The organism is Achromobacter sp. ES-001 (assembly GCF_019448355.1).
In the GTDB taxonomy this organism is placed as follows: domain Bacteria; phylum Pseudomonadota; class Gammaproteobacteria; order Burkholderiales; family Burkholderiaceae_B; genus Achromobacter; species Achromobacter spanius_B.
This window is the reverse complement of record NZ_CP079940.1, coordinates 3,507,716-3,533,558: the sequence shown is the minus strand read 5'-3', so window position 1 is coordinate 3,533,558 and position 25,843 is coordinate 3,507,716. Positions and strand designations below refer to the sequence as shown.

The 25,843-nt window shown below is 62.3% G+C and carries 22 protein-coding genes and 2 pseudogenes; 13 read left to right on the top strand and 11 right to left on the bottom strand.

Going from position 1 to position 25,843, the window contains the following annotated elements; all coding sequences use genetic code 11:
* Positions 1-8: 8 nt before the first annotated feature.
* Complete coding sequence (locus tag KYT87_RS15810; RefSeq protein WP_255593186.1) at positions 9-2,042, bottom strand: alkyl/aryl-sulfatase; 2,034 nt, start codon at positions 2,040-2,042, stop codon at positions 9-11.
* A gap of 320 nt (positions 2,043-2,362) precedes the next feature.
* Between KYT87_RS15810 and KYT87_RS15805 the strand changes: the two genes are divergently transcribed.
* From KYT87_RS15805 to KYT87_RS15775, 7 genes are all read left to right on the top strand, one after another.
* Entirely contained in the window at positions 2,363-3,559 is a 1,197-nt protein-coding gene (locus KYT87_RS15805; RefSeq protein ID WP_219990308.1) for a hypothetical protein, read from the top strand.
* 150 nt (positions 3,560-3,709) lie between these two features.
* Positions 3,710-4,858, top strand: a complete 1,149-nt coding sequence (locus tag KYT87_RS15800; RefSeq protein WP_219990307.1) for a formylglycine-generating enzyme family protein — start codon at positions 3,710-3,712, stop codon at positions 4,856-4,858.
* Positions 4,859-4,987: 129 nt separating this feature from the next.
* The gene (locus tag KYT87_RS15795; protein WP_219990306.1) at positions 4,988-6,016 is read left to right on the top strand and encodes an HAD family phosphatase; all 1,029 of its coding nucleotides are present in this window, start codon (positions 4,988-4,990) and stop codon (positions 6,014-6,016) included.
* 277 nt (positions 6,017-6,293) lie between these two features.
* The gene (locus tag KYT87_RS15790; protein ID WP_219990305.1) at positions 6,294-7,058 is read left to right on the top strand and encodes a transporter; all 765 of its coding nucleotides are present in this window, start codon (positions 6,294-6,296) and stop codon (positions 7,056-7,058) included.
* A gap of 183 nt (positions 7,059-7,241) precedes the next feature.
* Positions 7,242-8,600 carry a DUF1254 domain-containing protein gene (locus tag KYT87_RS15785; protein ID WP_219990304.1) on the top strand — a complete coding sequence of 453 codons (1,359 nt, stop codon included), beginning with the start codon at positions 7,242-7,244 and terminating at the stop codon, positions 8,598-8,600.
* A 106-nt stretch (positions 8,601-8,706) separates the two neighbouring features.
* On the top strand, positions 8,707-10,116 hold the full coding sequence (locus tag KYT87_RS15780; RefSeq protein WP_219990303.1) for a DUF1254 domain-containing protein: 1,410 nt from the start codon (positions 8,707-8,709) through the stop codon (positions 10,114-10,116).
* Positions 10,117-10,267: 151 nt separating this feature from the next.
* Positions 10,268-11,965, top strand: a complete 1,698-nt coding sequence (locus KYT87_RS15775) for a diguanylate cyclase (RefSeq protein ID WP_219990302.1) — start codon at positions 10,268-10,270, stop codon at positions 11,963-11,965.
* Positions 11,966-11,998: 33 nt separating this feature from the next.
* On the opposite strand, the gene KYT87_RS15770 is transcribed toward KYT87_RS15775, so the two are convergent.
* Positions 11,999-12,916, bottom strand: a complete 918-nt coding sequence (locus tag KYT87_RS15770) for a LysR substrate-binding domain-containing protein (RefSeq protein WP_219990301.1) — start codon at positions 12,914-12,916, stop codon at positions 11,999-12,001.
* Positions 12,917-13,090: 174 nt separating this feature from the next.
* On the opposite strand from KYT87_RS15770, the pseudogene KYT87_RS29845 reads away from it, so the two are divergent.
* Positions 13,091-13,600: pseudogene (locus tag KYT87_RS29845) on the top strand (sugar ABC transporter); the annotation flags it as partial.
* Positions 13,595-14,446 carry an MBL fold metallo-hydrolase gene (locus KYT87_RS15765; protein ID WP_255594178.1) on the top strand — a complete coding sequence of 284 codons (852 nt, stop codon included), beginning with the start codon at positions 13,595-13,597 and terminating at the stop codon, positions 14,444-14,446. The pseudogene KYT87_RS29845 and the gene KYT87_RS15765, both read left to right, overlap by 6 nt.
* A 78-nt stretch (positions 14,447-14,524) precedes the next feature.
* Here KYT87_RS15765 and KYT87_RS15760 read toward each other — a convergent pair whose 3' ends face one another.
* From KYT87_RS15760 to KYT87_RS15750, 3 genes are all read right to left on the bottom strand, one after another.
* Entirely contained in the window at positions 14,525-14,827 is a 303-nt protein-coding gene (locus KYT87_RS15760; protein ID WP_052946080.1) for a hypothetical protein, read from the bottom strand.
* A gap of 228 nt (positions 14,828-15,055) precedes the next feature.
* The gene (locus KYT87_RS15755) at positions 15,056-15,499 is read right to left on the bottom strand and encodes a DUF695 domain-containing protein (RefSeq protein ID WP_104145247.1); all 444 of its coding nucleotides are present in this window, start codon (positions 15,497-15,499) and stop codon (positions 15,056-15,058) included.
* Positions 15,500-15,589: 90 nt separating this feature from the next.
* Positions 15,590-16,498, bottom strand: coding sequence for a LysR family transcriptional regulator (locus KYT87_RS15750; protein ID WP_219990300.1), 909 nt, complete (start codon positions 16,496-16,498; stop codon positions 15,590-15,592).
* Between the two features lie 120 nt (positions 16,499-16,618).
* Here KYT87_RS15750 and KYT87_RS15745 point away from each other — a divergent pair, with 120 nt between their 5' ends.
* The 3 genes and pseudogenes from KYT87_RS15745 to KYT87_RS30035 all read left to right on the top strand — a co-directional run.
* On the top strand, positions 16,619-17,716 hold the full coding sequence (locus KYT87_RS15745; protein WP_219990299.1) for a mandelate racemase/muconate lactonizing enzyme family protein: 1,098 nt from the start codon (positions 16,619-16,621) through the stop codon (positions 17,714-17,716).
* A 143-nt stretch (positions 17,717-17,859) separates the two neighbouring features.
* Positions 17,860-18,852: a tripartite tricarboxylate transporter substrate binding protein gene (locus KYT87_RS15740; RefSeq protein WP_219990298.1), complete on the top strand. Its 993-nt coding sequence runs from the start codon at positions 17,860-17,862 to the stop codon at positions 18,850-18,852.
* Between the two features lie 36 nt (positions 18,853-18,888).
* A pseudogene (locus KYT87_RS30035) lies at positions 18,889-19,032 on the top strand (3-oxoacyl-ACP reductase); the annotation flags it as partial.
* A 141-nt stretch (positions 19,033-19,173) separates the two neighbouring features.
* Here the strand turns inward: KYT87_RS30035 and KYT87_RS15735 are convergent.
* Together KYT87_RS15735 and KYT87_RS15730 are read right to left on the bottom strand one after the other, a co-directional pair.
* On the bottom strand, positions 19,174-19,566 hold the full coding sequence (locus KYT87_RS15735; RefSeq protein ID WP_104145243.1) for a VOC family protein: 393 nt from the start codon (positions 19,564-19,566) through the stop codon (positions 19,174-19,176).
* A gap of 138 nt (positions 19,567-19,704) precedes the next feature.
* Entirely contained in the window at positions 19,705-20,022 is a 318-nt protein-coding gene (locus tag KYT87_RS15730) for a cytochrome c (protein WP_370512768.1), read from the bottom strand.
* Positions 20,023-20,318: 296 nt separating this feature from the next.
* On the opposite strand from KYT87_RS15730, the gene KYT87_RS15725 reads away from it, so the two are divergent.
* On the top strand, positions 20,319-21,053 hold the full coding sequence (locus KYT87_RS15725; RefSeq protein WP_219990297.1) for an SDR family oxidoreductase: 735 nt from the start codon (positions 20,319-20,321) through the stop codon (positions 21,051-21,053).
* Here the strand turns inward: KYT87_RS15725 and KYT87_RS15720 are convergent.
* The 4 genes from KYT87_RS15720 to KYT87_RS15705 form a co-directional block, all read right to left on the bottom strand.
* Complete coding sequence (locus KYT87_RS15720; RefSeq protein ID WP_219990296.1) at positions 20,988-21,941, bottom strand: LysR family transcriptional regulator; 954 nt, start codon at positions 21,939-21,941, stop codon at positions 20,988-20,990. The two genes, KYT87_RS15725 and KYT87_RS15720, sit on opposite strands and share 66 nt — an antisense overlap.
* Before the next feature lie 50 nt (positions 21,942-21,991).
* On the bottom strand, positions 21,992-23,614 hold the full coding sequence (locus KYT87_RS15715) for an EAL domain-containing protein (RefSeq protein WP_219990295.1): 1,623 nt from the start codon (positions 23,612-23,614) through the stop codon (positions 21,992-21,994).
* A gap of 242 nt (positions 23,615-23,856) precedes the next feature.
* Entirely contained in the window at positions 23,857-24,642 is a 786-nt protein-coding gene (locus tag KYT87_RS15710) for an SDR family NAD(P)-dependent oxidoreductase (protein WP_219990294.1), read from the bottom strand.
* A gap of 9 nt (positions 24,643-24,651) precedes the next feature.
* Positions 24,652-25,638: a tripartite tricarboxylate transporter substrate binding protein gene (locus tag KYT87_RS15705; RefSeq protein ID WP_219990293.1), complete on the bottom strand. Its 987-nt coding sequence runs from the start codon at positions 25,636-25,638 to the stop codon at positions 24,652-24,654.
* Between the last annotated feature and the right edge of the window lie 205 nt (positions 25,639-25,843).

Sequence of the window (25,843 nt, the reverse complement as noted above, 5' to 3'; positions counted from 1 at the left end):
GGCAGAACTTACGGCGTCACAATGTTGAACCAGAATTCGAAGTCGTCCAACGACCCGAAGACATCGTCCAGCTTCGTCTGATCGCCCGTGATCTTGACGTCACCCTTGGCAAGTGCGTCCTTCAGCGTGGTCTGCTTGAGCATGATGTCGTTCAGCGTGTTCCGGCTCAGCGACACGCTGGCGCTGGGTTCCTTGGCCAGTTTGCCTTCCGTGTGGTTGAGCACGCTGTTCACCATCTCAAGCGTGTACTGCTGCTTGGTGTCGGTGAAGTCCACGTTCAGCACGACATGTTTGCCGGCGGCCTTGTCACGGTTCAAGCGGACCGCGAAATAGTCGAACAGCATGTCCAGCGTCATGGCGCGCACGGTATCGGGGCTGGCGGTGTCAGGCACAGGCAGCTTCTTTACGCCTTCGCGCAACTCCTTGGCGCCGGTCAGATAGAAGTTGCGCCACGGGCCGCTTTCTGCCTGATATCCCATCTGTTCCAGGGCGTCGGCCTGCAGGTCGCGCGCCGCCTGGTTTTTCGGGTCGGCAAACACTGCGTAGTTCACCACCTCGGCCACCCAGCGGTAGTCCCCCTTGGCGTAATACTCGCGGGCCTTCTTCAGCAGCGCGTCCGTGCCGCCCATCATGTCGACATAGCGCTTTGCGCCTTCTTCGATGGGCAGGGTATGCAACGTGGCAGGGTTGCCGTTGAACCAGCCCAGGTACAGCACGTAAGTCGCGCGCACGTTGTGGTTCAACGAGCCGTAATAACCCCGGTTGGAGAACTTCTCGGCGATAGCCTTGGGCAGCTTGACCTGCTCGGCGATTTCTTCCTTGTTGTAGCCCATGTTGGCCAGCCGCAAGGTTTCATCGTTGATGTACCGGTACATGTCGCGCTGCGTGGCCAACTGTTCCTGCACCTCTTTCTTGCCCCACACCGGCCAGTGGTGCATGGCGTACATGACTTCGACGTCGTCGCCCCACAGGGCCAAGGCTTCGTTCAGGTACTTGGACCACGCCAGCGGGTCACGAATCTTGGCGCCGCGCAGCGAATAGGTGTTGTGCAAAGTGTGGGTGGAATCCTCGGCCGTATTCAGCGCCTTTTTTTCCTTGATGTAATACAGCATTTCGGCGGGCGCCTCGCTGCCCGGGGCGTACAGAAACTGATACGTCAGGCCGTCGATGGTGCGCGTTTCGCCCGTTTTTTCGATGATGTCCGTGGGCGGAATCAAGGTCACCGTACCCGCCGACGTGGTGGTGCCCAGGCCCGCGCCCACTTGCCCCGTTGCGCTGGGCGGCAGCAGGTTGCCATACATGTAGCTAGCGCGCCGGCTCATGGCGGTGCCGGCCATCACGTTCTCGGCCACGGCATGTTCCAGAAAGCCCAGCGGGGCATAGATCTTGACCTTGCCCGACTTCACGTCGGCTTCGTCCACAACGCCGCGCACGCCGCCATAGTGGTCGACGTGGCTGTGGGTGTAGATCACCGCGACCACGGGCTTTTTCGGGCGATGCTGGTAGTACAGGTCCAACGCCGCCTTGGCCGTCTCGGTCGAAATCAACGGGTCCATGATCGTCAGCCCGTCCTTGCCTTCCACGATAGTCATGTTGGACAGGTCCAGGTTGCGCACCTGGTAGATGCCGTCCGTCACCTGGAACAGGCCCGAAATATTCAGCAGCTGCGACTGCCTCCACAGGCTGGGGTTGACGGTATCGGGCGCGTCCGAGCCTTCCTTGATGAAGTTGTACTTGGTGGGGTCCCACACCACATTGCCCTGGGCACCTTTGATGATGGCCTCGGGCAGCGGGGCGATGAAGCCTTTGTGCGCCAATTCAAAAGACGTCTTGTCCGAAAATGGCAGCGCTTTCAGAAGCGCGGCATTGGCTTGTTTGGTTGCGTCTTCGGCTGGCTTTGGCGCCTGTTGCGTCCAGGCAGAGGTAGAGGTGGCAAGAAATAATGTCGCCAACGCGGCTGAAGCCAGGCGACTGCCCTTTATTTGTTTCTTGGGGGGGTAATGGATCAACGAGGGGGCATTCGCAGTGCTAGTGAGCTTCATGATGACGACTTCTCCATGCGTTCAAATGGGCGAACCGGCGTACAACACGGGGTTCTGTCGGGCAGCAAAGTCACGCAACTTCGGAATTCAGCGGCCTAGCCTACACAAAAAAATCCCCAAAAAAAACAAAATTTTTATATGCGACGAGACGCGGGCGTGTGTATCCGCGCCTTGCAAAGCCGACGGCGCGCGTGCGATATTCGTGCGACGCCTGGGTCAGAATTTGGGCGATTCATTTTTCCTCGCAGGGCCGAACGTTGCGGTAATCAACGACGCGTTTTACGGGTCGACGCCGCAGTCAGTGTTTTACGGGAGTCGGAATGGATCGGCAGCAAGTGGATCAGCGGGAGGCGGCCGGCGCGGTGGATCGGTTTTCGCTTGTGCGTGACGACGTTTTCTATCGCCTTCAGCGCAGATTGGGCTTGATCCCCGCCAGCGGCGATGGCTTCATGCGGCGCGCCGTGGCCTATGCACTGATCGCGTGGCTTCCGCTGGTGATCGCGGCCTGGCGTGCGGGCACCGCCATCGAGCCCCTGGGCAATAACGAGCCCTTGCTTGGCCACATCGGCATCCACGTGCGCTGCCTGGTCGCCATCCCTTTGCTGGTGCTGTCCGAAGGGATCGCCCAAAAACTTATTCCTGTGGGTTTGCGCGAATTCAAACAGTCCGGACTTGTGGATGGTGAACTGGCCGCTCGATTTGATCGCGTCCTTCTCAGCGTGCTGAATTTGCGCAACCGAATTTCGCCCTGGATCGTCATCGCGGTGTTTGTCGCAACCTGGGTGGCCGTGCTGTTTGTCGCGCCCAACGGCGACGAAATCCGCTGGGCGGACTCGGGCAGTCCAAGCCTGAATTTTGGCGTCTGGTGGCTGTTGCTGGTGACGCGGCCTATTTTCTCGATCTTGTTGCTTGCCTGGGTCTGGCGGCTGATGCTGCTGGGCTTGCTTCTGTACAGGATCGCGGCCCTGCCATTGAAATTGGTTCCCAGCCACCCCGATCGCTTGGGCGGCCTGGGGTTCCTGACTCGGCTACCGGTGGTCTATGGCCCCTTTCTGCTGTCCGTCTCAGCGGTCGTTGGGGGAGTCTGGGCGCACGAAGTCCTTTATCACGGCGTGACGGTTCCCTCGCTTTACGGTCAGATTGCAGCGTTGCTGGTGGTGCTGACCCTTATCGGCCTTGCGCCGCTGCTGGTGTTCACGCCCTTGTTGCTGCGCGTCAAAAGACAGGCGCTTCTGGACTACGGCGCGTTTGTGACCCAGCACGGGCGGGCGGTTCACGAAAAATGGATCGAGAAGAAAGACGTGCCCGACTATCCCATGCTGAATGCGCCTGAGCTTGGGCCGGTGGCTGACGTGCAGGCCATTTACCAGGCGGTTGCGGCAATGCGGGGGGCAATCGTTAATAAGTCCGTCTTGATAAAGATTCTGGCGCCCGCGGCATTGCCGATGTTGCTGCTGATCTCGATGCAATGGCCGCTGAAAAGCACACTGTCAAAACTGCTATTCACTCTGTTGTAGTCATTCTGGTTTATAGAGGGCAGCGCTCACTTTTTGTATCACTCGTCTGGTGTTTTCCCTTTGGTGAAATTCTCGACATCCGGCAAAAGATAATGGAATATTGAACAATTCCGCGCCAGTGTTTCGTATCCATAGCAGTACGGAGGACACGTGAAGCCGCAACTGAAAGTCGGATTGACGATAGCCGGCGTCCTCCTGGGCGCCAGTGCGCTGGGCGCCTATATCGCGGGCGTAGACTTCACACCGAAGCCGGCGGCTGTGGTTGCCACGCTGGGCGACGGCAAGCAGGGGCCGGCCGGCATGGCCTGGATTCCGCCCGCTCAATTTCTCATGGGCAACAACCACAAGCTGTCGCAACCGAACGAACTGCCCCCGCATAGCGTTCGGGTAAGCGGCTTCTGGATGGACACGCATGACGTCACCAATGCGGAATTTCGCCGATTCGTCCAGGCCACCGGCTACGTGACGACGGCCGAGCAAAAGCCCAAATGGGAAGACCTGAAAGTCCAGTTGCCCCCGGGCACGCCGCGTCCCGACGACAGCCAGCTTGTGCCCGGCGCCATGGTGTTTGTGGGAACCGAAGCCGAAGTGTCGTTGCGCGACTACAGCCGCTGGTGGCGCTTTGTGCCCGGCGCCAGCTGGCGCCAACCGCAAGGCCCGGGCAGCAACATCGACGGCAAGGACGACCACCCGGTGGTCCAGGTGTCGTACGAGGATGCGCTGGCGTATGCCAAGTGGGCCGGCAAGCGCCTGCCCACCGAGGCGGAATGGGAGTTTGCCGCGCGCGGTGGCCTGGAGCAGGCCACCTATGCCTGGGGCAATGAACTGAGCCCTAATGGCAAACCCATGGCCAACATCTGGGACACGCAGCAACCGCAGCCGTTTCCCGTCGTCAAGGATGAAAAGATTCAGGTCGGCACGACCCCCGTGGGCTCGTTCCCTCCGAACGCATACGGCCTTTATGACATGGCGGGGAACGTCTGGCAGTGGACGGCCGACTGGTATCGCGCCGATGCGTTCCGCATCCAGGCGCAATACCGGCAGCCACCGCAAGATCCCGCCGGACCCGCCGACAGCTTCGACCCCGACGACGGCAATGTGCCGGCCTCCGCGCCCAAGCGCGTCACGCGCGGCGGCTCTTTTCTGTGCAGCGATACCTACTGCATCAGCTACCGCGCCAGCGCGCGCCGCGGCAACGACCCCATGAACGGGATGTCGCACCTGGGCTTTCGGACGGTGATGACCGTCGATCAGTGGAAGCAGGCGCAACAGCAACCCGGTCGCGTCGCCAGCCGTTGAACCTTTGCCGGGGCACTTCTGAAAGGTGGGGCCGGTTTTGGCCGAAGCCCTGGCATGGCGTGCCCGAAGCATTGAACCCGCCCAGGCAGGGCGAATAGCCACTGCGCAAGATGCGCGAGGACGCGAACGATGAGGCAATCAACTGAAAAACGGCGGGGCTGGGCGACATGGCTGGCGGTGGCGACCATCGCCCTGTTGACGGCATGTGCATCGCCTCAGAAAGCGTCGCCACCGCAAGCCGATCTGCCTTCATGGAACGACGGGGCGTCGCGCACCGCTATCGTGGACTTCGTGCAGGCCGTGACGCAACCGGGCAGCCCGGACTTTGTCGCGGCCGAGGAACGCATCGCGGTGTTCGACAACGATGGCACGCTGTGGTCCGAGCAGCCGCTGTATTTCGAGGTGCTGTTCGCGCTGGATCGCGTCAAGGAAATGGCGCCCGCGCACCCCGAGTGGGCGAAGCGCCAGCCGTTCAAGGCGGCGATTGACGGCGACAAAGCCGCCTTGGCCAAATCGGGGCAGGCGGGGCTGTTGAAGATCGTGGGGGCGACGCACACCAGCATGTCGGTGGATGACTTCACGAAAAGCGTAACGCAGTGGACGGCAACGGCGCGGCATCCGCGCTTTGACCAGCCCTATACCTCGATGACGTTCCTGCCGATGCGCGAACTGCTGACATATCTGCGCGCAAACGGCTTCAAGACTTACATCGTGTCGGGCGGCGAAACCGAGTTCATGCGTCCTTGGGCGCAGGCCGCCTACGGCGTGCCGCCAGAGCAAGTCATCGGCAGCGGCTTTGCCACCACCTTCGAGATGCGCGGCGATAAGCCCGTGCTGTGGCGTCAAGGCAAGCTTGAGTTCAACGACGACGGCCCGGGCAAGCCGGTAGCCATCCAACGCTACATCGGCCGCCGCCCGCTACTGGCCTTCGGTAACTCCGATGGCGACCTGCAGATGTTGCAGTGGACCACCGCCGGCGCGGGCAAACGCTTTGCCGGCATCGTCCACCATACCGACGCACAACGCGAATGGGCCTACGACAGGGACTCCAGCATTGGACGCCTGGACCGCGCGCTGGACGAAGCCCAGCGCAGCGGATGGACGGTGGTTGACATGAAGACGGAGTGGAAACGGATATACGAATTCGAAAAGCCTTGAGCCTGTGCGTGGCGTGTGCGGCTGCGAGGAATTTGCCGCCAGGACCTCCCCGATCCTGTCAGCCGAGCGACAACGCATCGGCCAAATTCCGTTTACGTCGCCGCTCGATCCCTTTAGAGTTGAAGACGCTTTGCACGAATTAATTCCATAGAACCTATGCCTGAATCGGGCCGGACCTCGGGGAGTTTTCATGTTTTGTTGGACAGTTATTCATGCCCGACGGCAGCGCGCGCACGTTTCGTTTAAGCGTCGGGCAATACTTGCGGCGGCGTTGACGTTGGGCACGGGAACGGGCACGGCACTTGCCGCTGATAGCCAGGAGCTTGCCAAGCAGCTTAGCAATCCCGTCGCCGCGTTGATCAGCGTTCCGTTCCAATACAACTACGATCGCGGCATGGGGCCTGGCGGTAACGGCCACCGCAATACCGTGAATATTCAGCCGGTGGTTCCGATCACGCTGAACGAAGATTGGAACCTGATTTCGCGAACGATTCTGCCGGTGGTTTGGCAGAGCGACGTGGCCGGCGATGGGTCCAGCCAGAGCGGCCTGGGCGATACCGTTCAGAGCTTCTTCCTGTCTCCCTCCAAGCCGACGGCCTCGGGCACCATCTGGGGGGTGGGACCCGCGTTATTGTTGCCCACGGCCACCGACAAACTACTGGGCAGCAAGAAATGGGGCGCCGGGCCAACCGGCGTGGTGTTGCAGCAGGACGGCCCGTGGACCTATGGCGGGCTGGGCAATCACATCTGGTCGTATGCGGGGCAGTCTTCCCGCCCCGGCGTGTCGTCCACGTTCCTACAGCCGTTCCTGGCATACACCACGCCGGACGCCATCACGTACGCGCTCAACACCGAGTCGACCTATGACTGGAAGAAGTCCGAATGGGCGGTGCCGATCAACCTCCAGGTATCCAAAGTGACCAAAGTGGGCGATCAGCCCATCAGCTTTCAGGTCGGTTTGCGTTATTGGGCAGAGTCCGCCGACAACGGGCCCAGAGGGTGGGGCGGACGCTTCACGGTCACGCTGCTTTTCCCCAAATAAATTCGACCCCGTGCTTGCGACCGGCGCGTTCGGACCGCGGGCAAGGGCGCAACGCGGGGCTGCCCCACGGCTCTCGCGCTACCGATCGCCAATCCACGCTTCCCAAGGAGAAACCGCATGAATGGAAGAATCGCAAACCTCCTATGCATCGCAGCCATAACAAGTTCCGCGGCACTGGCGCCGATGCTTTCCACGGCCGCCACGCGCGACTTTCCCGATGAACTGTTGACGACGGCGGGCACACCCGAAGTCATCGCGCGGGGTCAGGAAGCGGACGGCTATGCCCTGGCCGTGTCGGCGTATACCTGGGGCTACCCGCTGGTCCGCATGGAACGCGTCATGCGCGAGTACATCGACGTGCCCTCACCGAAGCCGCCCACCAGCTACCGCGCGCCGCTTAACAAGATGGGCTGGGCGACGATGTTGGCCAATCCCGACGCCAAGGATATGCCTACGGCAAACAACGACACTTACTACATGAGCACGGTTTTAAAGCTGACCGAGCCTTATGTATTGACCGTGCCGGATACCCATGATCGCTACTACGTTGTTGACCTGTTCAGCACGTGGCAGGAACTGGAGCACTACGTGGGCCGCCGCGTGACCGGCACCAAAGCCGGCAAGTTCCTGATTGCTCCGCCGGGCTGGAAAGGCAAGGTCCCTGCGGGGATGAAGCGGCTTGATGTCAGCACCGACAAAGTCTGGCTATGGGGACGACTGCAAGTCAAACAGGGAGAAGACCCCGCGCCGGTGCTGGCTTTGCAGAAGCAGTTCTCGGTGAAACCCTTGAGCGGCAAGGCCAGCGATATCACGTCGTTGCCGCCGATGCCCGATATCGCCGACGATGAATTTGGTTTCTTCAAGCACCTTGCCTTTGCCCTGCAATCAACCAGCGTGAAGCCGGCAGACGAAGCGCTGTTCGCGCAATACGAGCGCATCGGTCTGACGAGGAAAGGGTTTGATCCCAGCAAGCTCAGCGACGCCACACGCAAGGGGATGGCACGCGGGTTGAAGGATGGCCCAGCCGTTGCGGCGGCGTCCTTGGACAGTACCTCCAGCGTGCGCAATGGGTGGAACTGGGTGACCGGCCTTGACAGTTTTGGCTACGACTATCCCTTGAGAGCCCTCGTCGCGGGCCCGTACCTGGGCGGCCAGGGCGAGCGCGAAGCCATGTACCCGCTTCGATACACCGACAGCGAGGGCAAGCCGCTAAGCGGCGCCAACCGCTATGTGGTCAAACTGGATTCGGCGCCGCCGGTAGACGCCTTCTGGTCGCTGACGATGTACAACGCCGACGACAAGATGCTGGTTCCCAACGAACTGAACCGCTACAAGGTCGGTTCCGACACGCAAGGGCTGAAGGTGGCGCCGGACGGTTCCATCACGATCCCGATCCAGGCTGACAAGCCCCAGGGCGACAACGCCGCCAACTGGCTGCCGGCGCCCAAAGGCGGCTTTTACGTCATTCTTCGCTTGTATCAGCCCAAACAGGAAGTGCTGGATAACAAGTGGCAGATGCCCCCGTTGAACAAGGTGCCGTAAGGGCATGGAACGGTGCCATCGGCCAAGGCGAACGCGGGCCGTGGAACTCTTGTGACGATGTCGGGCGTGGCGACTTTCGCGCGCCCGACGATCAACGGAAAACAATATGAAGAACTTCATTTTTCAAACGGCGTCCCGGGCGTTTGTCGCGATGCTTCTTTCTGCCGGCGCTGTCACGACGGCGTTCGCGCAGCAGCCCCCAACCACCGAGCAAACCGACGAGAACATTGCCTATGCAACGGGCATGGAGGCCGTGTTCTACGGCTTTGCTCCGGTGATGATGCAGCTGGGCCTGAACAGCCAGACCGATGCCGACAAGCCTTATGACAATGGGCAGGCGCCCACCAATCAGATGGGGCATGCGCGGCGCCTTTACGGTCCCAACGATAAGTTTGTGGTGACGGCCAACAACGACACGCTTTATTCCTTTGCCGGCCTGGACCTGTCGAAAGAACCGGTGGTGTTGACGGTCCCGGATACCAACGGCCGTTACTACATCATGCAGCTGCTTGACGCCTATTCGCGGTCGATCGAAGACATCGGTATCGGCACGCTAGGCGCCAAGGGCGGCACGTTCGCCATCGTCGGCCCCGACTGGAAGGGAACCTTGCCGGCGGAGATGGTGCTGATCAAATCGCCCACCCCGCAGGTCTACGTCATCGGCAGAACCGGCGTCGACGGCGAGCAAGATCTGCCGGCCGCGCGAGCCCTGCAAGACCAATACCGGCTGACGCTGCTGAGCAATTATGAAAAGCCGTTCAAAAAACTTGAGCTGGGCCACAAAGCCGCCAGCGCCAAAATGGGGTTTCCTGAAGGCCTGAATTTCTTCGGGGTTCTTGACAGCGCGATCCGCCTGAACCCGTTGGCGGAAGATGCACCGATTACCGACCAATTCAAACGAATCGGCGTGGGCCTGGATAAGCCCTTTGACGCGGCGACATTGTCCGAGCCCACCAAGCGCGGGTTGAATCGGGCGCTACAGGATGGAATGGCCGCGGTGAAGCGCGTAGCCATGGATTCCGGATCGCGCGTCAACGGTTGGAATATGGAGTTCAAAGGCGGCGAGTACGGGACCGATTACCTGCTTCGCTCGGCAATCGCTTATAAGCAACTTGGCTTGAATAAAGCGCTGCGGGCCCTGTATCCGAACCGGTATACGGACAGTGACGGCAAGCCGTTGAATGGGCAGTCGTCGTACACGATTCGATTTGACGGCAACGTGCCCGTCAAGGCCTTCTGGTCGTTGACGATGTATGACGCCAATGACCTTTTCATGGTCGAGAATCCCATCAAGCGCTACTCGATTGGCGACCGGACCAGCGGCCTTAAAACCGGCGCCGATGGAAGCCTGACGCTGTACATCCAGGCCAAGTCGCCCGGACCGGACAAGGAATCGAACTGGCTGCCCGCGCCCGACGGTGATTTTTTCTTGCAGATGCGTCTTTACGAGCCGGCCGAGCAAATCTTGAACGGTAGCTACAAACTTCCGCAGGTCATGCGCGTAGACCGGCCGTAACGGAGACGGGCGAGGGGGCGGGCGAGGGGGCGGGCAGAGAAAATGCGCTGGCCGGGCCGCGTCAAAATGCAAATTTGGTGGAGATCGTGACAAAATGTCAGGCATGTGGAGCCGGGCGTACCGGTGTATCCCATCCTGACCAGGCCCTGAAATGCCAGTTATCGGCGATCCGTATGCAACCCGACCCCCTGGCGATGGCGCGAGCCGAACCCACTGCGAACCCGGCCGTTCACTGGACCGGCTGGCGCGCCTGACCCGACGCTTGTTCAGGGTCGATATGGTCGTGCTGGCCTGTACTGACGCCAATGCCAATGCCGATGTCTCCAGGCAAGCGGTGGATGGCACGCCTCCCGCTGGTTCCCAACCCTGGTCGGTCGAATGCCCAGTGCACGCCGCCGACGGGCGCCTGCTGGGCGTGTTGCGGCTGGTGCACGGACAGGCGCGCGACTTTACCGACGAAGACCGGCGGGCCTTGATGGACTTGGCCGGTCTGGCGGCCACGGCGATTGAACAGTGCGACGCGTTGTTTGGCCAGCGCGCCGACGAAGACACTTGGCGCGAAGAAGCCCGCAAGCTGTCGCTGGCCATCGCGGGCAGCGGCACGGGCGTCTGGGACCGCAATGTCGTCACGGGCGACATCACCTATTCGCCGGGTTGGAAGGCGTTGCTGGGCTATAGCGAATCGGAGCTTTCCACGCGCATCGAGGACGCCTACACCCGCCTGCATCCCGACGACCTGGACTACGTGCGCGCCGCCATGCAGGACCATTTCGACGGCAAGACCGACAGCTACGAAGTCGAGCACCGCATCCGCTGCAAAGATGGCAGCTACAAGTGGATCTGTAGCCGCGGCAAAGTCATCAGCCGCGACGAGACCGGCAGGGCGCTGCGTATGATGGGCACGACTACGGATATCAGCGCGGTGCGCGCCATGTCGGACCGGCTCAAGCGCACGGCGGACCTGGTCGTCAACCTTACCGATGCGGTGCCCGGCCTGGTTTTCCAGTGCCGTCCGGCGCCCGAGGGCGGCGCATGGTTTTCCTATGTCAGCGCCGGCATCTGGGACATGTTCGAGCTGACCGCCGATGATGTCCATGCCAGCTCCACCGCCATCGAACAGCGCATCCATCCCGATGACCTGGCCGCCTATCGCGCGTCGTTGCAGAACGCCGCCGCCGCGCTGACGCCGTGGCATCTGGAGTTTCGCGTTTGCCTGCCTCTGCAAGGCGAGCGGTGGCGGCAGGGGGACGCTAGCCCGCGTCCGGACGTCGACAACGGCGTGGTGTGGCACGGCTTTGTCACGGACATTACCGACCGCAAGCGCGCCGAACTCGAGCTGCGCGAACTTGCCGCCACGGACGCGCTGACAACCTTGCCCAACCGCCGCCATTTCATGTCGCGTATCGCCGCCGAACTGACGCGTATCAAAGGCCTCGGCGGCCAAGGGTCGGCGGTCCTGATGTGCGACCTTGATCACTTCAAACACATCAACGACACCTGGGGTCACGCCATCGGCGATGGTGTGCTTCAGCATTTTGCGAATATGCTGCGCGGCCAGTTGCGCGAAACCGATCTGGTGGGGCGCATCGGCGGCGAGGAATTCGCCGTGGTGCTGCCCGATACCGACATCGACAGCGCACATCGTTTTGCGCAAGGCGTGCAACGCCAGATTGCCGACACGCCGTACTCGACAGGCGGACGCGATATACCGCTGACGGTCAGCATCGGCATATCCGCGCTGCATACGAAGGACGACGATGCCGAGCTGGCGCTCAGCCGCAGCGACCGCGCGCTGTATTACGCCAAGCAACGCGGGCGCAATCGAATTGAATCGGTGTTGTTCCGGTAGGACAAGGGACAGCAGCGGGATGACGCGCTGCAATTACGATGCCAGGCCCTGCGCTTCCTGAAGCAGCCATGTCGCGAATGCCTGGACTGGCCCTGCGCTTAATTCGACCGGCTCGGGCAGTACCAGGCAGAAGGTCTTGGCGACCGCTTTGCTCTTGGGCCAAGGCGCAACCAGTTGGCCTTGTTCCAGTTCTGCCTCGATGTATAGGCGCGGCACCAGCGCAACGCCCAGACCGGCGATGGCCGCGGCGATCAGCATGGCATGCAGGTCGTAGCGCGCGCCCACTGCGGAATTGGTCAGCTCGATGCCGGCCCCTTGGGCATATCGCTGCCAGGCGTCCGGATTTTGTCGCCGATGCAGGCGTGGCAGATCATTCAATGGCAAGTGGGCGCGGGTGTTCATACTGGCGTCCATACCCGCATCCGCGAGCAGTGCCGGGCTGCACACGGGCACCAGCACTTCCTCCAGCAGGGGATGCAAATGCATACCGGCCCAGGCGGGATGCTCGAAATGGATGGCGGCGTCAAAACCGCTGCCGGCAAGAATGAAGGGTTCCAACCGTTCGGCAATATGCACGGTTATGTCGGGATGGCGGTTTTGGAAACGCTTTAGCCGAGGAATAAGCCAGCGCGTGGCGAATGTGGGGCTGGCCGCAATATCAATCGTCCCACCCTGCACGGGCTGCCCCATCACATAAAGGCTGTCCCGTTCCAGCCGATCCAGCGTCTGACGAACTTGCACGGCGTATCGCACGCCATTGGGCGCAAGCCGAACCCGGTTTCCCACGCGCTCAAACAGGGGGACGTTTAAAAACGCTTCCAGCCGGGCGATCTGCCGGCTGATTGCGCCTTCGGTCAGCGCTAATTCCTGGGCCGCCCGGGCAAAGCTGCCATGGCGGGCGGCTGCTTCGAAAGCGAGTAGCGCGGAGTTGCTTGGAATCTTGCGTCGCATGAATGTGTCTTGCTGGGGGCTGTCGTTCCAGGCGCTGCAATCAGCTTGATGAAAAGTCAATGAAGGCTGACTTTATATCGCTATATGCGCGGTAAATGGCAGCTTAGCATTACGTCAATGCAATGAAACGGCCGGCTTGCCGCAGCGGCCCCGTCTGTCATGAAGGACATTCTGATGATCTATACCGTGGAGTGCAGCTTCGCCGATTCCCACAGCGAAGCCGAATGGAACCGCTTCTACAGCGTCGATAAATTGCCCGCGCTTATTTCGGTAGCCGGCTTTCACACGTCGCAGCGCTTCAAGGCAATAAGCGCGGGGTGCCCCGTCTATCTGGCCTTGCACACGATCGACGGGCTGGAGGTGCTGACGGGAGACGAGTATCGCCAGAAGGGCGGTGGCAATTTCGCGAGGTGGCAGCAGCACATCACCGATTGGCACCGCAATCTGTACGACGGTATCGGCATTGCACCGGCCGTCAATAAAGACGATCTGCTTGTGCTGTGTGCAACCGGCGCCGAGCCCTTGATACAAATGGGCCTGACCCCGTCGGCCATGCACGCAGTGGCGCTGGAGAAGTTTCCACAGCACCGCTGGATGGCCACGATGCCTGCGCGAAAGGCGCCGCCCGTCGAGTGCCTGGCTGAAGGGGTTTACCTGTACTCGCCGATCACAGAACAACTGACCGGTTCGCGGGCCGTTTGCCCCTTTCCAAGCCAGCAAGCCGGGGCGTACACGGTCACCGCAATCAGCGACGGCTACCTGAGCGCCAGCCTGAGCCTGCTGTCCAATATCGACGCCGACGAAGCCGACAAAATGCAGCACGATGCTGGCGCCACGGACCCTGCCGCCGTGCATATCAACTGCTATCTGGTACGCGGCGCCGGCCGCACCATTCTTATCGACGGCGGCGCGGGGGGCATTAAACAATGGGGTGGCCGGCTGCACGCTAATTTGCGGCTGGCGGGCGTTGAACCGGGCAGCGTCGACACCATTCTGCTTACCCACGCCCATCCCGATCATGTGGGCGGCTTGGTAGACGCCGAAGGGCAAATTGCATTTCCCAATGCGCAAGTGCTGCTCCATCAGCAAGAGCTTGCATTCTGGCAGGACGACGCAAATCTAAGTCGGGCCACCGAGCGCGCGCGCGGCAACTTTCTGATTGCACGTCAGGTGTTCGACGGCTATCGCGAGACGCTAACGACGTTCACGGACGGGCAGGTGCTGCCTGGTATTCAAGCGATGCCGTTGCCGGGACACACGGATGGGCATACCGGATATCTGTTTGAATCCGCGAACCAAAGCCTGCTGGTTTGGGGAGACATCGTCCATTTCCCTCATATCCAGATTGAACGGCCGGACGTGTCGATTGCGTTCGATCAGGATCCTTCGCTGGCCGCCGCCACGCGCTCGCGGCTGCTGGACATGGTCAGCTCAGAAGAACTGTTGATCGCCGGGATGCACTTGGGGGAATTGGGCTTTGCGCGCATACGGCAAAGCCGCGGACGCTACGGCCTGGATTATGAAACCTGAAACCCGAAACCTGAAGCATGACGCGGACGACAAAGCGGCTGCTGTTGTCCATCCACGCCTTGCCTGTCAGCCATCGCCTTACAAGGTGGGCTGCGGAACGGGGGTGTCGTTCGGGACCGAGCCGGAAATGCGCGCCGGGCAGTCCGAAATCCCCCATTTGGTCACCATGCCGTTTTCAATCATGAATTTTTCCACGCATACGTGATAGGCGGACATGGGGCCCCAAATCTCTTCGTACGACACGATCTGTGCGCCGGATTGAAGCGTGTAGCTCTTTTTGGGAGGACCCCACTTCGAGATCAACGCTTCTTCCGTGCTGCCAACCCAGCTTGCATTGACGTCGTTGTAGGTCTTGGCGCGTTTGCCCGTCAGCATGCTCATTTGTGAAGTCGTACATCCGGCAAGCAGCGCGGGCAGAACAACAAGCAATGCAAGTTTTTTCATTTTGACCGTTACCCCACAGTTCGGTTATTGACGTTGATGGCTCTACAGCTTCGACGTGATAGTTCGACGTGATATTGAATTCGCGCGTCAATTTATCAGAAAGCTTGCCGCCTTGCCGTAAAACAGACAAACGCAAGGGCATATGCTGCCCAGGCGGCCGGACGATCAGTGAATCTGATCCGAGCCTTGCGGCTGCAATTGCGACAGCCCCTTCCAATCAGGATCCTTGAACACGCGCAGATTGATGGGATAGGCCGGATGCCCGGCCAGGCATTCATTGAACGCCTGCATAAACGCGTCGACGTCATTCGTGTAGTAACGCCACTCTTTCGCGTGATTGCCGGTCAGGCATGCCACCGGCACACCGACGCTGGAATTCTCGAATCCGTTTTCGACGGCTTCTTCAAAATTGTTGGTCGACTTCTTGTCTTCGTCATTGGGCATGCCGGATTCAATGCCCGTATACGGCCAGGAGATAATGATCAGGTTGTCGTTGACTTGGCGATCAGGCGCCGGCGGCAGGCCTGTACGGAATCGCACGACGATTGACAAACCATTGATGCGGGACTCACCCACTGCCCACTGATCGCCTGGAAAAATGCTGCTCATTAAATGAATTCCTGTGCTGGGATCGAACTGATGTGTTCGACACTTCAAGCCCGGAAGTCTATCGCAAGCTGTTTATCGCGGCTGCCGTCACTAGGCCCCGCTACCGGCCAGACGGCTTTGGGCCTGCTCCGCCAAACTGTCTCGCAGCACCTGCGCCGGCCCGCTCATGTCGCGGTCGCGCGACCACACCACGGCAAGCACCGGATCTTCCAGTGACAGCAACCGGCGTGTGACCAGGCCCTGGCGTTCAGCGTAGTGCGCGCCCAGGCTTTCAACGATGGCTACGCCCAGGCCTTCTGCCGCCAAAGCGCAGGCGGCCGACGATTGCGCCACCTCGATAATCGGCCGATAGGGAAGTCCGCGCGACTCCAGCGCATGGCGCGTGGCGCGGCCGGCGGGCAGGGCGGGCGCCAGCACAATGGGGCCGGCGGTGGCCACGTCTTCCAGCGCCAACACGGGCTGGCGCGCCCAGGGATGGTTCTTGGGCATGACCGCATGCAAGGCCAAGGGCGCCAGCCGCAGGCTGCTGACGCGGGCGATGTCCGACGGCGCGCCGATGACGATGCCCAGATCGATGCGGTGGTCCACGGCCATTTCGATGATCTCCAGGGCGGTGCCCGCGCGAACGGTCACCGCCACGGCAGGATGTGCGCGGCGCATGCCTGCCATGGCCGCAGGCAGCAGGCTGGACGCGGCAATGGCCACCGCGCCCACGTCCAGCCGCGCCAGCGCGCCTTGCCGAATGTCCACGGCCAAGCGGTCGACGGCCTCGATGCCGGCCAGGGCGTTGAGCACTTCGGGAATCAGTGCGCGCCCCTGGCTGGTGAGGTGCAGGCGGCGGTTCTCGCGGCTGAACAGTGCAAAGCCAAGCCGTGTTTCCATGTCGCGCAACAGCGCGCTGGCGGCCGGCTGCGTCATGTTGACCGAGGCGGCCGCGGCGGTGACGGTGTCGTGCCGATACATGGCGCGCAGCAGCAGCAGTTCTCGTCGGTGGAGCATATGAATTTCATATGGAAATAGTCAATTCATCTATTTGACCATATGAAGAAGCCGCCGCCAGAATAGCCGCATCGTCTCCCGCCGTGTACCCATTGCGGTTCATTCATCACTACGCCGACCATGCCCGCTAACACCATTGTGTCTGTCGACTGCATCCCGCTACGCCTGCCGTTTCATCACTGGAGCCCGTCGCCGTTGTTCGCCGGCCGTCCGCGCGACAAGCTGGACAGCGCGCTGGTGCGCGTGCAGACCGAGGACGGCACGGTGGCCTGGGGCGAATCGTATTGCGTGGAACCGCGCGCCTTGACGGCGATTTTCCAGACGCTGATCGCCCCGCTGGCCTGCGGGCGCGATGCGGATGACGACGCCTTGCTGCCCGGCATGCAACGCACGCTGCACAACCTGGGTCGGTCCGGCCCCGTGGTGCACGCGCTGGCCGGCCTGGACATTGCGCTGTGGGACCTGCGTGCCAAGCGCGCCGGCGTGCCGCTGCACCAATTACTGGGCGGCAAGCGCCGCGAACGCGTGCGCGTCTATGCGTCATTGCTTCAGTACTACGGCAATGCTGAACGGCTGGATGCCGTCACGACGCGCGCCTTGAACGAGGGCTATACCGAGATCAAGTTGCATGAGCGCACCGCCGATGCGCTGGCTGCCGTGCGCCGCAGCGCGGGACCGGCCGTGCCGATCATGGTGGACACAAACTGCGCCTGGCTGCCGGACGAGGCCGAGTCCGCCATTGCCGCCATGCTGCCGCATGATCCGTTCTGGATCGAAGAGCCGCTTTGGCCGCCGGAAGATGACCGTGCGCTGGCTCGCTTGAAGCGTGCCTGCAATGTGCCGCTGGCCGTGGGCGAGAACGCCGCCAGCGCCATGGACCTGGAACGCGTCGTGGACAACGAAGCCGCGCAGTATGTGCAGCCCAGCGTCATCAAGCTGGGCCTGACCGCCGCGTGGCGCATCGCGCAGAAGTGCGCGCAAACAAGCGTCGTCTGCGCACCGCAGGTGGCGTTCTTTGGTCCGGGCTTTCTGGCCAGCCTGCACTTGATTGCCGCGCAGCAGACCGAGGTATCGCTGGAACGGCTGTACGTGGAACTTGCCCACGTGCCCTATGCGCACAGCGTGCCCATTGCCGATGGTTGGGTCCACGTGCCGGAAGCGCCGGGGCTGGGCGCGGACCCGGAAGCGGCGCTCGTTGAAGGACGATACAGCGCCTGACAGGACGTGCGCGATACAAAGCCCCTGACACGACGTGTGCGATATGAAGCCCCTGACACGAATCCCCTGATACGCATCCCCTGATACGACGATAAGGCGGGCCCAAAGAGGCCGCCTCGAACATATTCCTGGAGACAATCCCCATGCACCCCTCGCGCAGAGCGTTCCTGATCAACGGCCTGACCATGGCAACGGGCGCGGCCATCCTGCCGTGGACTTTCGCGGCGCGCGCCGCGCAGTATCCCGACAAGCCGGCCCGCCTGATCATCCCCTACCCGCCGGGCGCCGCCACCGACACGCTGGGCCGCATGGCGGGGCAGGTATTCGCGGACGCACTGGGCCAACCCTTCGTCGTGGAAAACCGGGGCGGCGGCGGCACTACGATCGGCACGCGCGCGGTGGCGGTGTCCGCGCCGGACGGCTACACCATCGGCATGGTCGACTCCACGTTCACCATCAACCCCGGGCTACTGGGCGACCGCCAGCCCTACGACGCCATCAAGGATTTTGCACCGGTCTCGCTGATGGCGACCGCGCCGTTCGTCATGGTGGTGCATCCGTCGGTCAAGGCAAGCGACGTCGCGTCCTTTGTCGCGCTGGCCAAAGCGCAGCCGGGCACGCTGTCGTTCGGGTCGGCGGGGGTGGGCAGCGGTCCGCATCTGGCAGGCGAGCAGCTGCGCCAGCAGGCCGGCGTGGACGTGTTGCACGTGCCGTACCGTGGCGGCGGCACCGTCATCACGGACCTGCTGGGCGGCCAGGTGCAGTTCGCCTTCGCCACCGTTCCCACGCTGCTGGAACACATCAAAGGCGGGCGCCTGAAAGCCTTGGCCGTCACCAGCCCGCAACGCGCCAGCCAGCTGCCCGACGTGCCCACGTTCACCGAGGCAGGCCTGCGGGGCGTGGACATTTCGCCACTGTTTGGCCTGGTGGCGCCGGCCGGCGTGCCGGAACCCATCATTCAGAAGCTGTCGGCAACGCTGGCTGAATCCGTGCGCAAAGGCGCACTGCGCGACAAACTGGCCGGGCTGGGCTTTCAGCCGGTGGGCAGCACGCCGGCCGAATTCGCGCAGCGAATCCGCGACGATGTGGCCAAGTGGACGGCGGTGATCCAGCGGGGCGGGATCAAGGCGGAGTAGGGGTCGCGGACAGGCATCGCGCTTGTTGACGGCGTGGCGGACTTTGCCCCCACCACCGAAGCGCAGTTCGACGCGCTTTTTGCGGTGCACGTCAAGGGCGTGTTCTTTCTTACCCAGGCCTTGCTGCCGCTGCCGGCGGACGGCGGGCGCATCGTCAACTTCCCCGCGCACGTTGGTCGCCGCATTGCGCATGACGACCGCCATGTTGTCGCCGCAGGATTTTTCTCCGCCGATGGCCAGTACCGGCATGGCCTGCTTGGTTTTCGACAACGCGACGTTGTCGGCGACGTCGTGCTGGGCGATGGCGTTGAACTGGCGGTCTCAGCCTTGCACAGGCGTACACAACTCGACCAGCGTGCCGTCGGGGCAGCGCAGGTAAGACACCACCTGGCCCCAAGGTTTGGCGGTCGGGGCGCTTAGCTCGGTTGCGCCCCGCGACAAGGCCCGGGCATGGGCGGCGGCCACGTCATCCGTCACAAACGCCACCTCCATGCCCAGCGGCTTGGCCGACGCCGACGCTTCGACGTGCCCGGTGGCGAAGTTCATTGCCCCCAATTCATGCGCCGCGAACGCCAGCGTGGTGGCACCCGTATCAAGCTCACCGTAGGTTTTTGACTCGTGCAGGAACCGCACCGGAAAACCGAACGCGCCTTCAAAGAACGACAGGGATGCCGCCACGTCAGGCACATAGATGATGGTGTATCCAAACTTCATGAGGTGTGTCCTTGAAAGCGCTGGGTTAGGAGGGGCGAGCATACTGGAACAGAATAGGCGGTGCTGCTTTCAGACGGGTATTCGGCGGAAGACCGCCCGTAGTCGATGTCGAGTAATGACGCCGACGCCAACGCACTGTTAACGGCTTTTCGAAATCACGCCCGTCATGTATTTATTCAAATCGCGAAAGTCCTGAACCGTCCAGGCGTGCGGTGCAATTTTTACCCCGTTCTCTCGCAGCGTCCTCGGAATCAAGTCGCCATTTGGTCGCAAGATCACCGATGAAACAATGACGCCCGGATATTCTTGAAGACGTTTTTTGAACGCCGCAGTGGTCAGGTCGGGGGTGGGCGGATTACTTTTCTGGGCCAAAGGCCCGGTGCCCTTGATATCGGCCCCGTGGCACATGGCGCATCGCTGCGTGAAAAGGTTCTTGCCATTGACGTTCTGTGCCATGGAAAGTGGTGCTTGAGTCAGCGCTGCAACGGCTAGCGCAGCAATGCAGATTGCCCTGGATGTCATGTGATCTTGGTGTGTTGGCAGTGCAGATTCGGAAGCGCCGGATATATCGATCGCCCGCGCGTCATGGCGGACTGCCGTGGCGGGCGGCATTATCGCAGACGGCATGGATTAAAGCGTGTGCCGCGTCCACATAGAACATCCGATACCCCCATCGGACATTCCTGCTGGCCCGCCGCGCGGCATGACGAGAACATTGTTCATTTCCAAACCTTCATTCAAAGGAAATGAGCATGACCAACTCTCTTGCAGGACAACGCATCGTGGTCGTCGGCGGCGGCTCGGGCATGGGCTTGGCCCTAAGCGCCCGGCTGCTGAGCATGCATTGCGATGTCGTGATCGTGGGCCGATCGCGCGACAAACTGGACGCTGCGGCCACGCAGCTGCAAGCGTTTGGCGAGCCGCGCGTGTGTCAGGCGGACGTGACCAGCGAAGCGCAGGTGCAGCGGCTTTTCGAAGACATCGGCCACGTGGACCATCTGGTTTGCACCGCCGCCGACATCCGGGGCGCCTACGAGCTGCTGCCCGCCCTGGCTCTGGACGCGCTGGACCGGGCGATCCGCTCGAAAGTTGTCGCGCCCATCTTGCTGGCCAAGCATGGCGCCGCACGGATGCCGGCGCACGGTTCAATCACGCTGACCTCGGGCATTGCCGCCTATCGACCCCGGCCCAAGGGCGTGGCGGTGGCCGCGATCAATGCCGCGTTGGAAGGGGTGGTGCGCGCGATGGCTGTCGAGCTGGCGCCGTTGCGCGTCAACGCGGTGTCCCCGGGATGGGTGCGCACGCCGATTTGGCGCGATGTGGCGGGCGCCGACAGTGAGGCGTTGTTGGCGTCGATGGCCGAGCGGCTGCCGGTGGGGCGGGTGGGCACCGGCGACGATATCGCCGATGCCATCCTCTTTCTACTTGGCAACGGCTACACGACCGGCACCGTGCTGCACGTCGATGGCGGGCATCGCCTGGTCTGAGCCCAGGGTCGCAAGCCGGATCATCTGAATGAACGCCGCAACCTGGCGCGTGGGTTCGCGATGCAGCGTAATAAGGCAGATGGGCAGGCCTACTCCCTGTGTGGCCAACGGCCGCCATACGGGCTGCGCCGCCGTGACGGCCGGGCCCATGGCCATCCTGGGAAGGATCGATATTCCCAAGCCGGCGGACACCATCTGCATTAAGGCCGGCACGCTGTCGGCCACGCCGCGAACGTGTGGCCGGGCGGGGGCGTCCTGCAACAGGGCCTCAAGGTATTCCCGATACCGGCAGCCCTGCATCGTAACGATCAGCGGGTAGTCGGCAAGCGCGTGCGGGTGGATTTCGGTTGCGTGCGCCAACGGATGGCCGGGCGGCAATACGACGCCTGGCCTGTCCCGCGCAATAGTCTCGACACGAAGCCTGGCGTTGTCGGCCGGCCAGCCGTGCACCAGCCCCAGGTCGGCCGTTGCGTCCAGCACCGCCTGCGCGGTGTCCGAGGAATTTCTTTCCTGGACCGCAACCTGGGTGGCGGGATACAGCTCGGCAAGCTCCAGCAGTTGCGGAACCACCACGCTGGTGCACAAGGTTTGCGGCGCGGCCACGCGGATAGTGCCCCCCGGATCATCGACGTTGTCGCGAACCTGCCGGAACGCTTCATCGGCCAACGCAAGCAGCTCGCGGGCGCGCGAGGCCAGCCTTTCCCCCGCCGCCGTCAGTTGCAAGCGGTTGTTCTGGCGAATGAACAGCGCGTGACCCACGCTGTCTTCCAGTGCGCGCACCTGTTCCGTCACGCTGGGCTGCGACAGGTGCACGCGTTTGGCGGCTTGCGTGAAGTTCAACGTCTCTGCTGCGGCAATGAAAATCTTCAGCTGTCGTAGTTGGAACATGGGGTGGTCGCGGAGGGATAGGGGAAGGGGGCGGCGGCGCGTCGGCGGCATTACGCGCGCCGCATGAATTCCAGGAAAGCCTCGGCGGTCAGCGGTCGGCTGATCAGATAGCCTTGAATGCAGTCACAGCCCGCGTCTTTCAGCGCATCGGCCTGGTGTTGGTGTTCCACGCCTTCGGCGATGGTCTTCATGCCCAGCGCGCGGGCAAGGCCGACAATGCTTCGGATGACCGCCGACGCTTTCTCTGACGCCAGCAATTCCCGGACGAACGACCGGTCGATCTTGAGCGTGTCCACGGGAAGGCGGACCAGGTAGCTAAGGCTGGAGTAACCGGCGCCAAAGTCATCCAGCGATGTGGATATGCCGGCGCCTTTCAACGCGGCCAGCACCGATGTTGCCATGTCGATATCGCCCAGCAAGCCGTCTTCCGTGATTTCGATATCCAGCAAGGTGGGGCAGACGCGATGCCGCCGCGCGGCATCAAGAATGCGGTCTGCCAGGCCCTTGTCCAGCAGTTGCCGAGGCGACAGGTTCAGGCTGGTCCGGGGTACGGTGACGCCCAGCTGTTGCCATACGGCGATATGCCGGCAAACGGCATCGAACAGCCAATCGGCCAGATGGCCCTCGTAAGAAGAATCAAGCAGCAATGCCAGAAACGCGTCCGGGGTCAGCAAGCCGCGTTCGGGATGACGCCAACGAAGCAGCGCCTCGACGCCAACCAGGGAACTGTCGGCCAAGGCAATCTGCGGCTGAAAATGCAATTCAAACTGGTTCGTCGAAAACGCGGCACCAAGCTCAGAGCGCAGTGCCAAGCGGTCGCGCATGCCCCTGTCCAGCGCCGCGTCATACACGCGGATATGAAGATTTCCCGAGGACTTTGCGGCGTACATGGCGGTGTCGGCCTGACTCAGCAAGGCCTCGGCGGATTCGGGCTTTTCTCCAAGCAGCGCGATCCCGATGCTGGCAGAAAGCAATAGCGATCGGCCGCCTGTTTCAAACGGCGCTGCAAGCGTATCCAGCACGGCGCGCGCGCACGCTTGCGCGGCGCTTTCCGAGGTGTTGCGCAACACCAGAACAAACTCGTCACCGCCCACCCGCGCGGCAAAACACGTGGGTTCGACCAGGGTGTTCAGCCTGTTGGCAAACGCGCGCAGCAACGCATCGCCAACGGCATGGCCGAATGCGTCGTTGACGTCTTTCAGGTGGTCCAGATCGATAAACAGCACCGCTACACGGGCGCCCTTGCCGGCGCTACTCAAGCCCGCATCCGCGACCGCGCCCGCTAGCGTTTCCATGCACTTGCGGCGATTCGGCAAGCCGGTCAGATAGTCGTGACTGGCTTCGAATTCCAGTTGTGCCGCGTGCTCGTGTTGGCCCGTGACGTCGCGAAACAGCACCGTGATGCCTTCATCGTGGCGAAACGATCGCGCTTCGAACCAGGTGCGCAGCGGGGCGTAATAAGCGGTGTGGCGACCGGGGACGCCCGTGGCCGCCGTCTGCTGGTAAATCCGGTAATAGCCCGAGCCCACCAGGTCCGGGTAACACTGCCAGATGTCGCGCCCAAGCAGGTTTTGCCGGTCCTGCTGCAAGTAGCGTTCGGCGGTGTCGTTCAGGTACGTAAACCGCCACGACTTGTCGATCGACATGAACCCGTCGCTTAGGCTGTCCAGCATTTCCGCCAGATGCTCCGGTGCAGGTTGACGCGAGTCGGCAGGGGGCGACTGGGTTGGGCGAGGGGCGGGGCGTCGTGCCATTGTTGGATCTTCGTTCGCGTCGGACCAAGAAAGGCATGACAGGTCCGCAAACCGTGGATCGATGTATTTTAGCGGCCCTCGCGGCCACCGGAAATCAGGGGGGCGCAGGCATGCGCCGCGTGGAGAAAAGCGCTGCTGTCTACCCCCTTCAGCGTTCGGTTTCAGCTCGCATACAGATTCGTCAGCGATGCTTTCAGGAAGCCGCCATCCACCACGATGTCCTGCCCATTCACATAGTGCGACGCGTCGCTGGCCAGAAAGGCCACGGCGCCCGCGATGTCCGAGGGAAGGCCGATGCGTCGCGCCGGGATGTGGGCGACGCGTTTTTGCAGCACGGCGTCGTCGCGGTAATGGGGTTCCGACAGCGGCGTGCGGATCATCCCCGGGCTGATGGCGTTGGCGCGTATGCCCAGGGGGCCCCATTCCACCGCCATCTGGCGGGTCAGCGCCAGTAGGGCAGACTTGGTCGAACCGTAGGCGCCCACACGCGTGGGCGTGTGGGCAGAGATCGACGCCACATTGATGATGCTGCCCGCCTGTTGTTCGCGCATCAGCGGAAACAGCTTCTGAGCGCACAGCAACGCGCCGCGCAGATTGACGCGAAAGATGCGGTCCCATAAGTCGATCGGGAACGCCTCCAGGCCCACCGGCGCGGCGCTGATGGCCGCGTTGTTGACCAGTATGTCGCAGCGGCCGAAGCGCTGCGCCACTTGCGCGGCCATATCCGCCACCGCGTCCGGATCTGCGATATCGCAGCACAGGTTCAGCGGGCCATCCGCCTGGACGCTGGCGTCGCCCGCGTTGACGTCCACCTGCACGACGGCCGCACCCATCGATTGCAGTTGCCGGCAGATGGCCAGGCCGATGCCGCCGCTGGCGCCGGTGACCACGGCCACGCGGCCTTGCAAGGCGTTTACCGCAAAGGGCGTGTTTAAAGAGGTATCCATGCGCGCCGCCTACTTGTTCTTCAAGTCGGCCACTTGCGCCAGGCCTTGCCAGATGACCGCGTCGCGCTTGATCGATGCCGCGAATTCCTTGGCGGAGATATCCGCGGGGATGATCATGTTCTGGCCTTCGATTTTTTCGCGGACGTCGGGGGCGTGCTGCGCGCGATAGATCTCGGTGTTGAGCCGGTCGATGATCTGGGGCGGCGTGCCCGCCGGCGCAAAAACGCCATACCAGCCATCGGCTTCGAAGTTGTAGCCTTGTTCGGCCAGCGTCGGCACATCCATCGTGGCGGGCCAGCGCCGCGAACCCGTCTGGCCCAGCGCGACCAATTTGCCGCTACGCATGAATGGAATCGGCGAGGCGATGTCCATGAAGCCGACGCTGATGGTGTTGGCGATCAGGTCGGTGCTTTCCGTGACCAGCTGCTTGTACGGAATGTGCGGCATGTCCAGACCGTAGTGCGCCTTGATGCCTTCCATGGCCAGGTTGCCGGATGAGCCCGTTCCCCACGAACCGTACGCCAACTTGCCGGGGTTGGCCTTGGCATAGGCGACCATGTCCGCCAGGTTCTTGAACCCCATGCTGGGGTTGGCGACCAGCAGGATGCCCGCGGCGCCGACCTGCGCAATGGGCAGCAGGTCTTTGTCCGGGTCGTAAGGCAGCGAGGGCAGCACCACCGGGTTCAGCAAGATGGCGGACGAGGGCGCCAGCAGCAAGGTGTAGCCGTCGGGCGCCGCCTTGGCCACCGCGTCGCACGCAATCATGCCGTTGGCGCCGGGCTTGGATTCCACGACGATGGGCTGCCCAAGCGTCTTGGACAAGGGGGCGGCGATCAGGCGGGCAAAAATGTCGCCACCCGCGCCGGGCGAACCGGCGACGACCAGGCGAATGGGGCGGTCGGGCCAAGCGCTGGGGGCGGCCAGGGCATTGACGCCCAGGCCCAACAGCACGCCGCCCAGCAGGATGGCCCGTCGGGTGGGAAGGGGGTGGGTCATGGCTTGTCTCCGGAATGTTTGAATTGATTTTTCAATTCACTTTTGAGTTATCTGGAGCTCTAAATTCTAGGTAGCTGAACCGGCTTGGCTATAGCTCGGGGCGCAGATCAGAACTGCATGAATCGAAGGAGTCATGGGCATGGCCGATGGCGGCGCGCGGTGCCGGCGTGCTGCATTTTTTGCAGAAGACATCTTCGGAATTCGG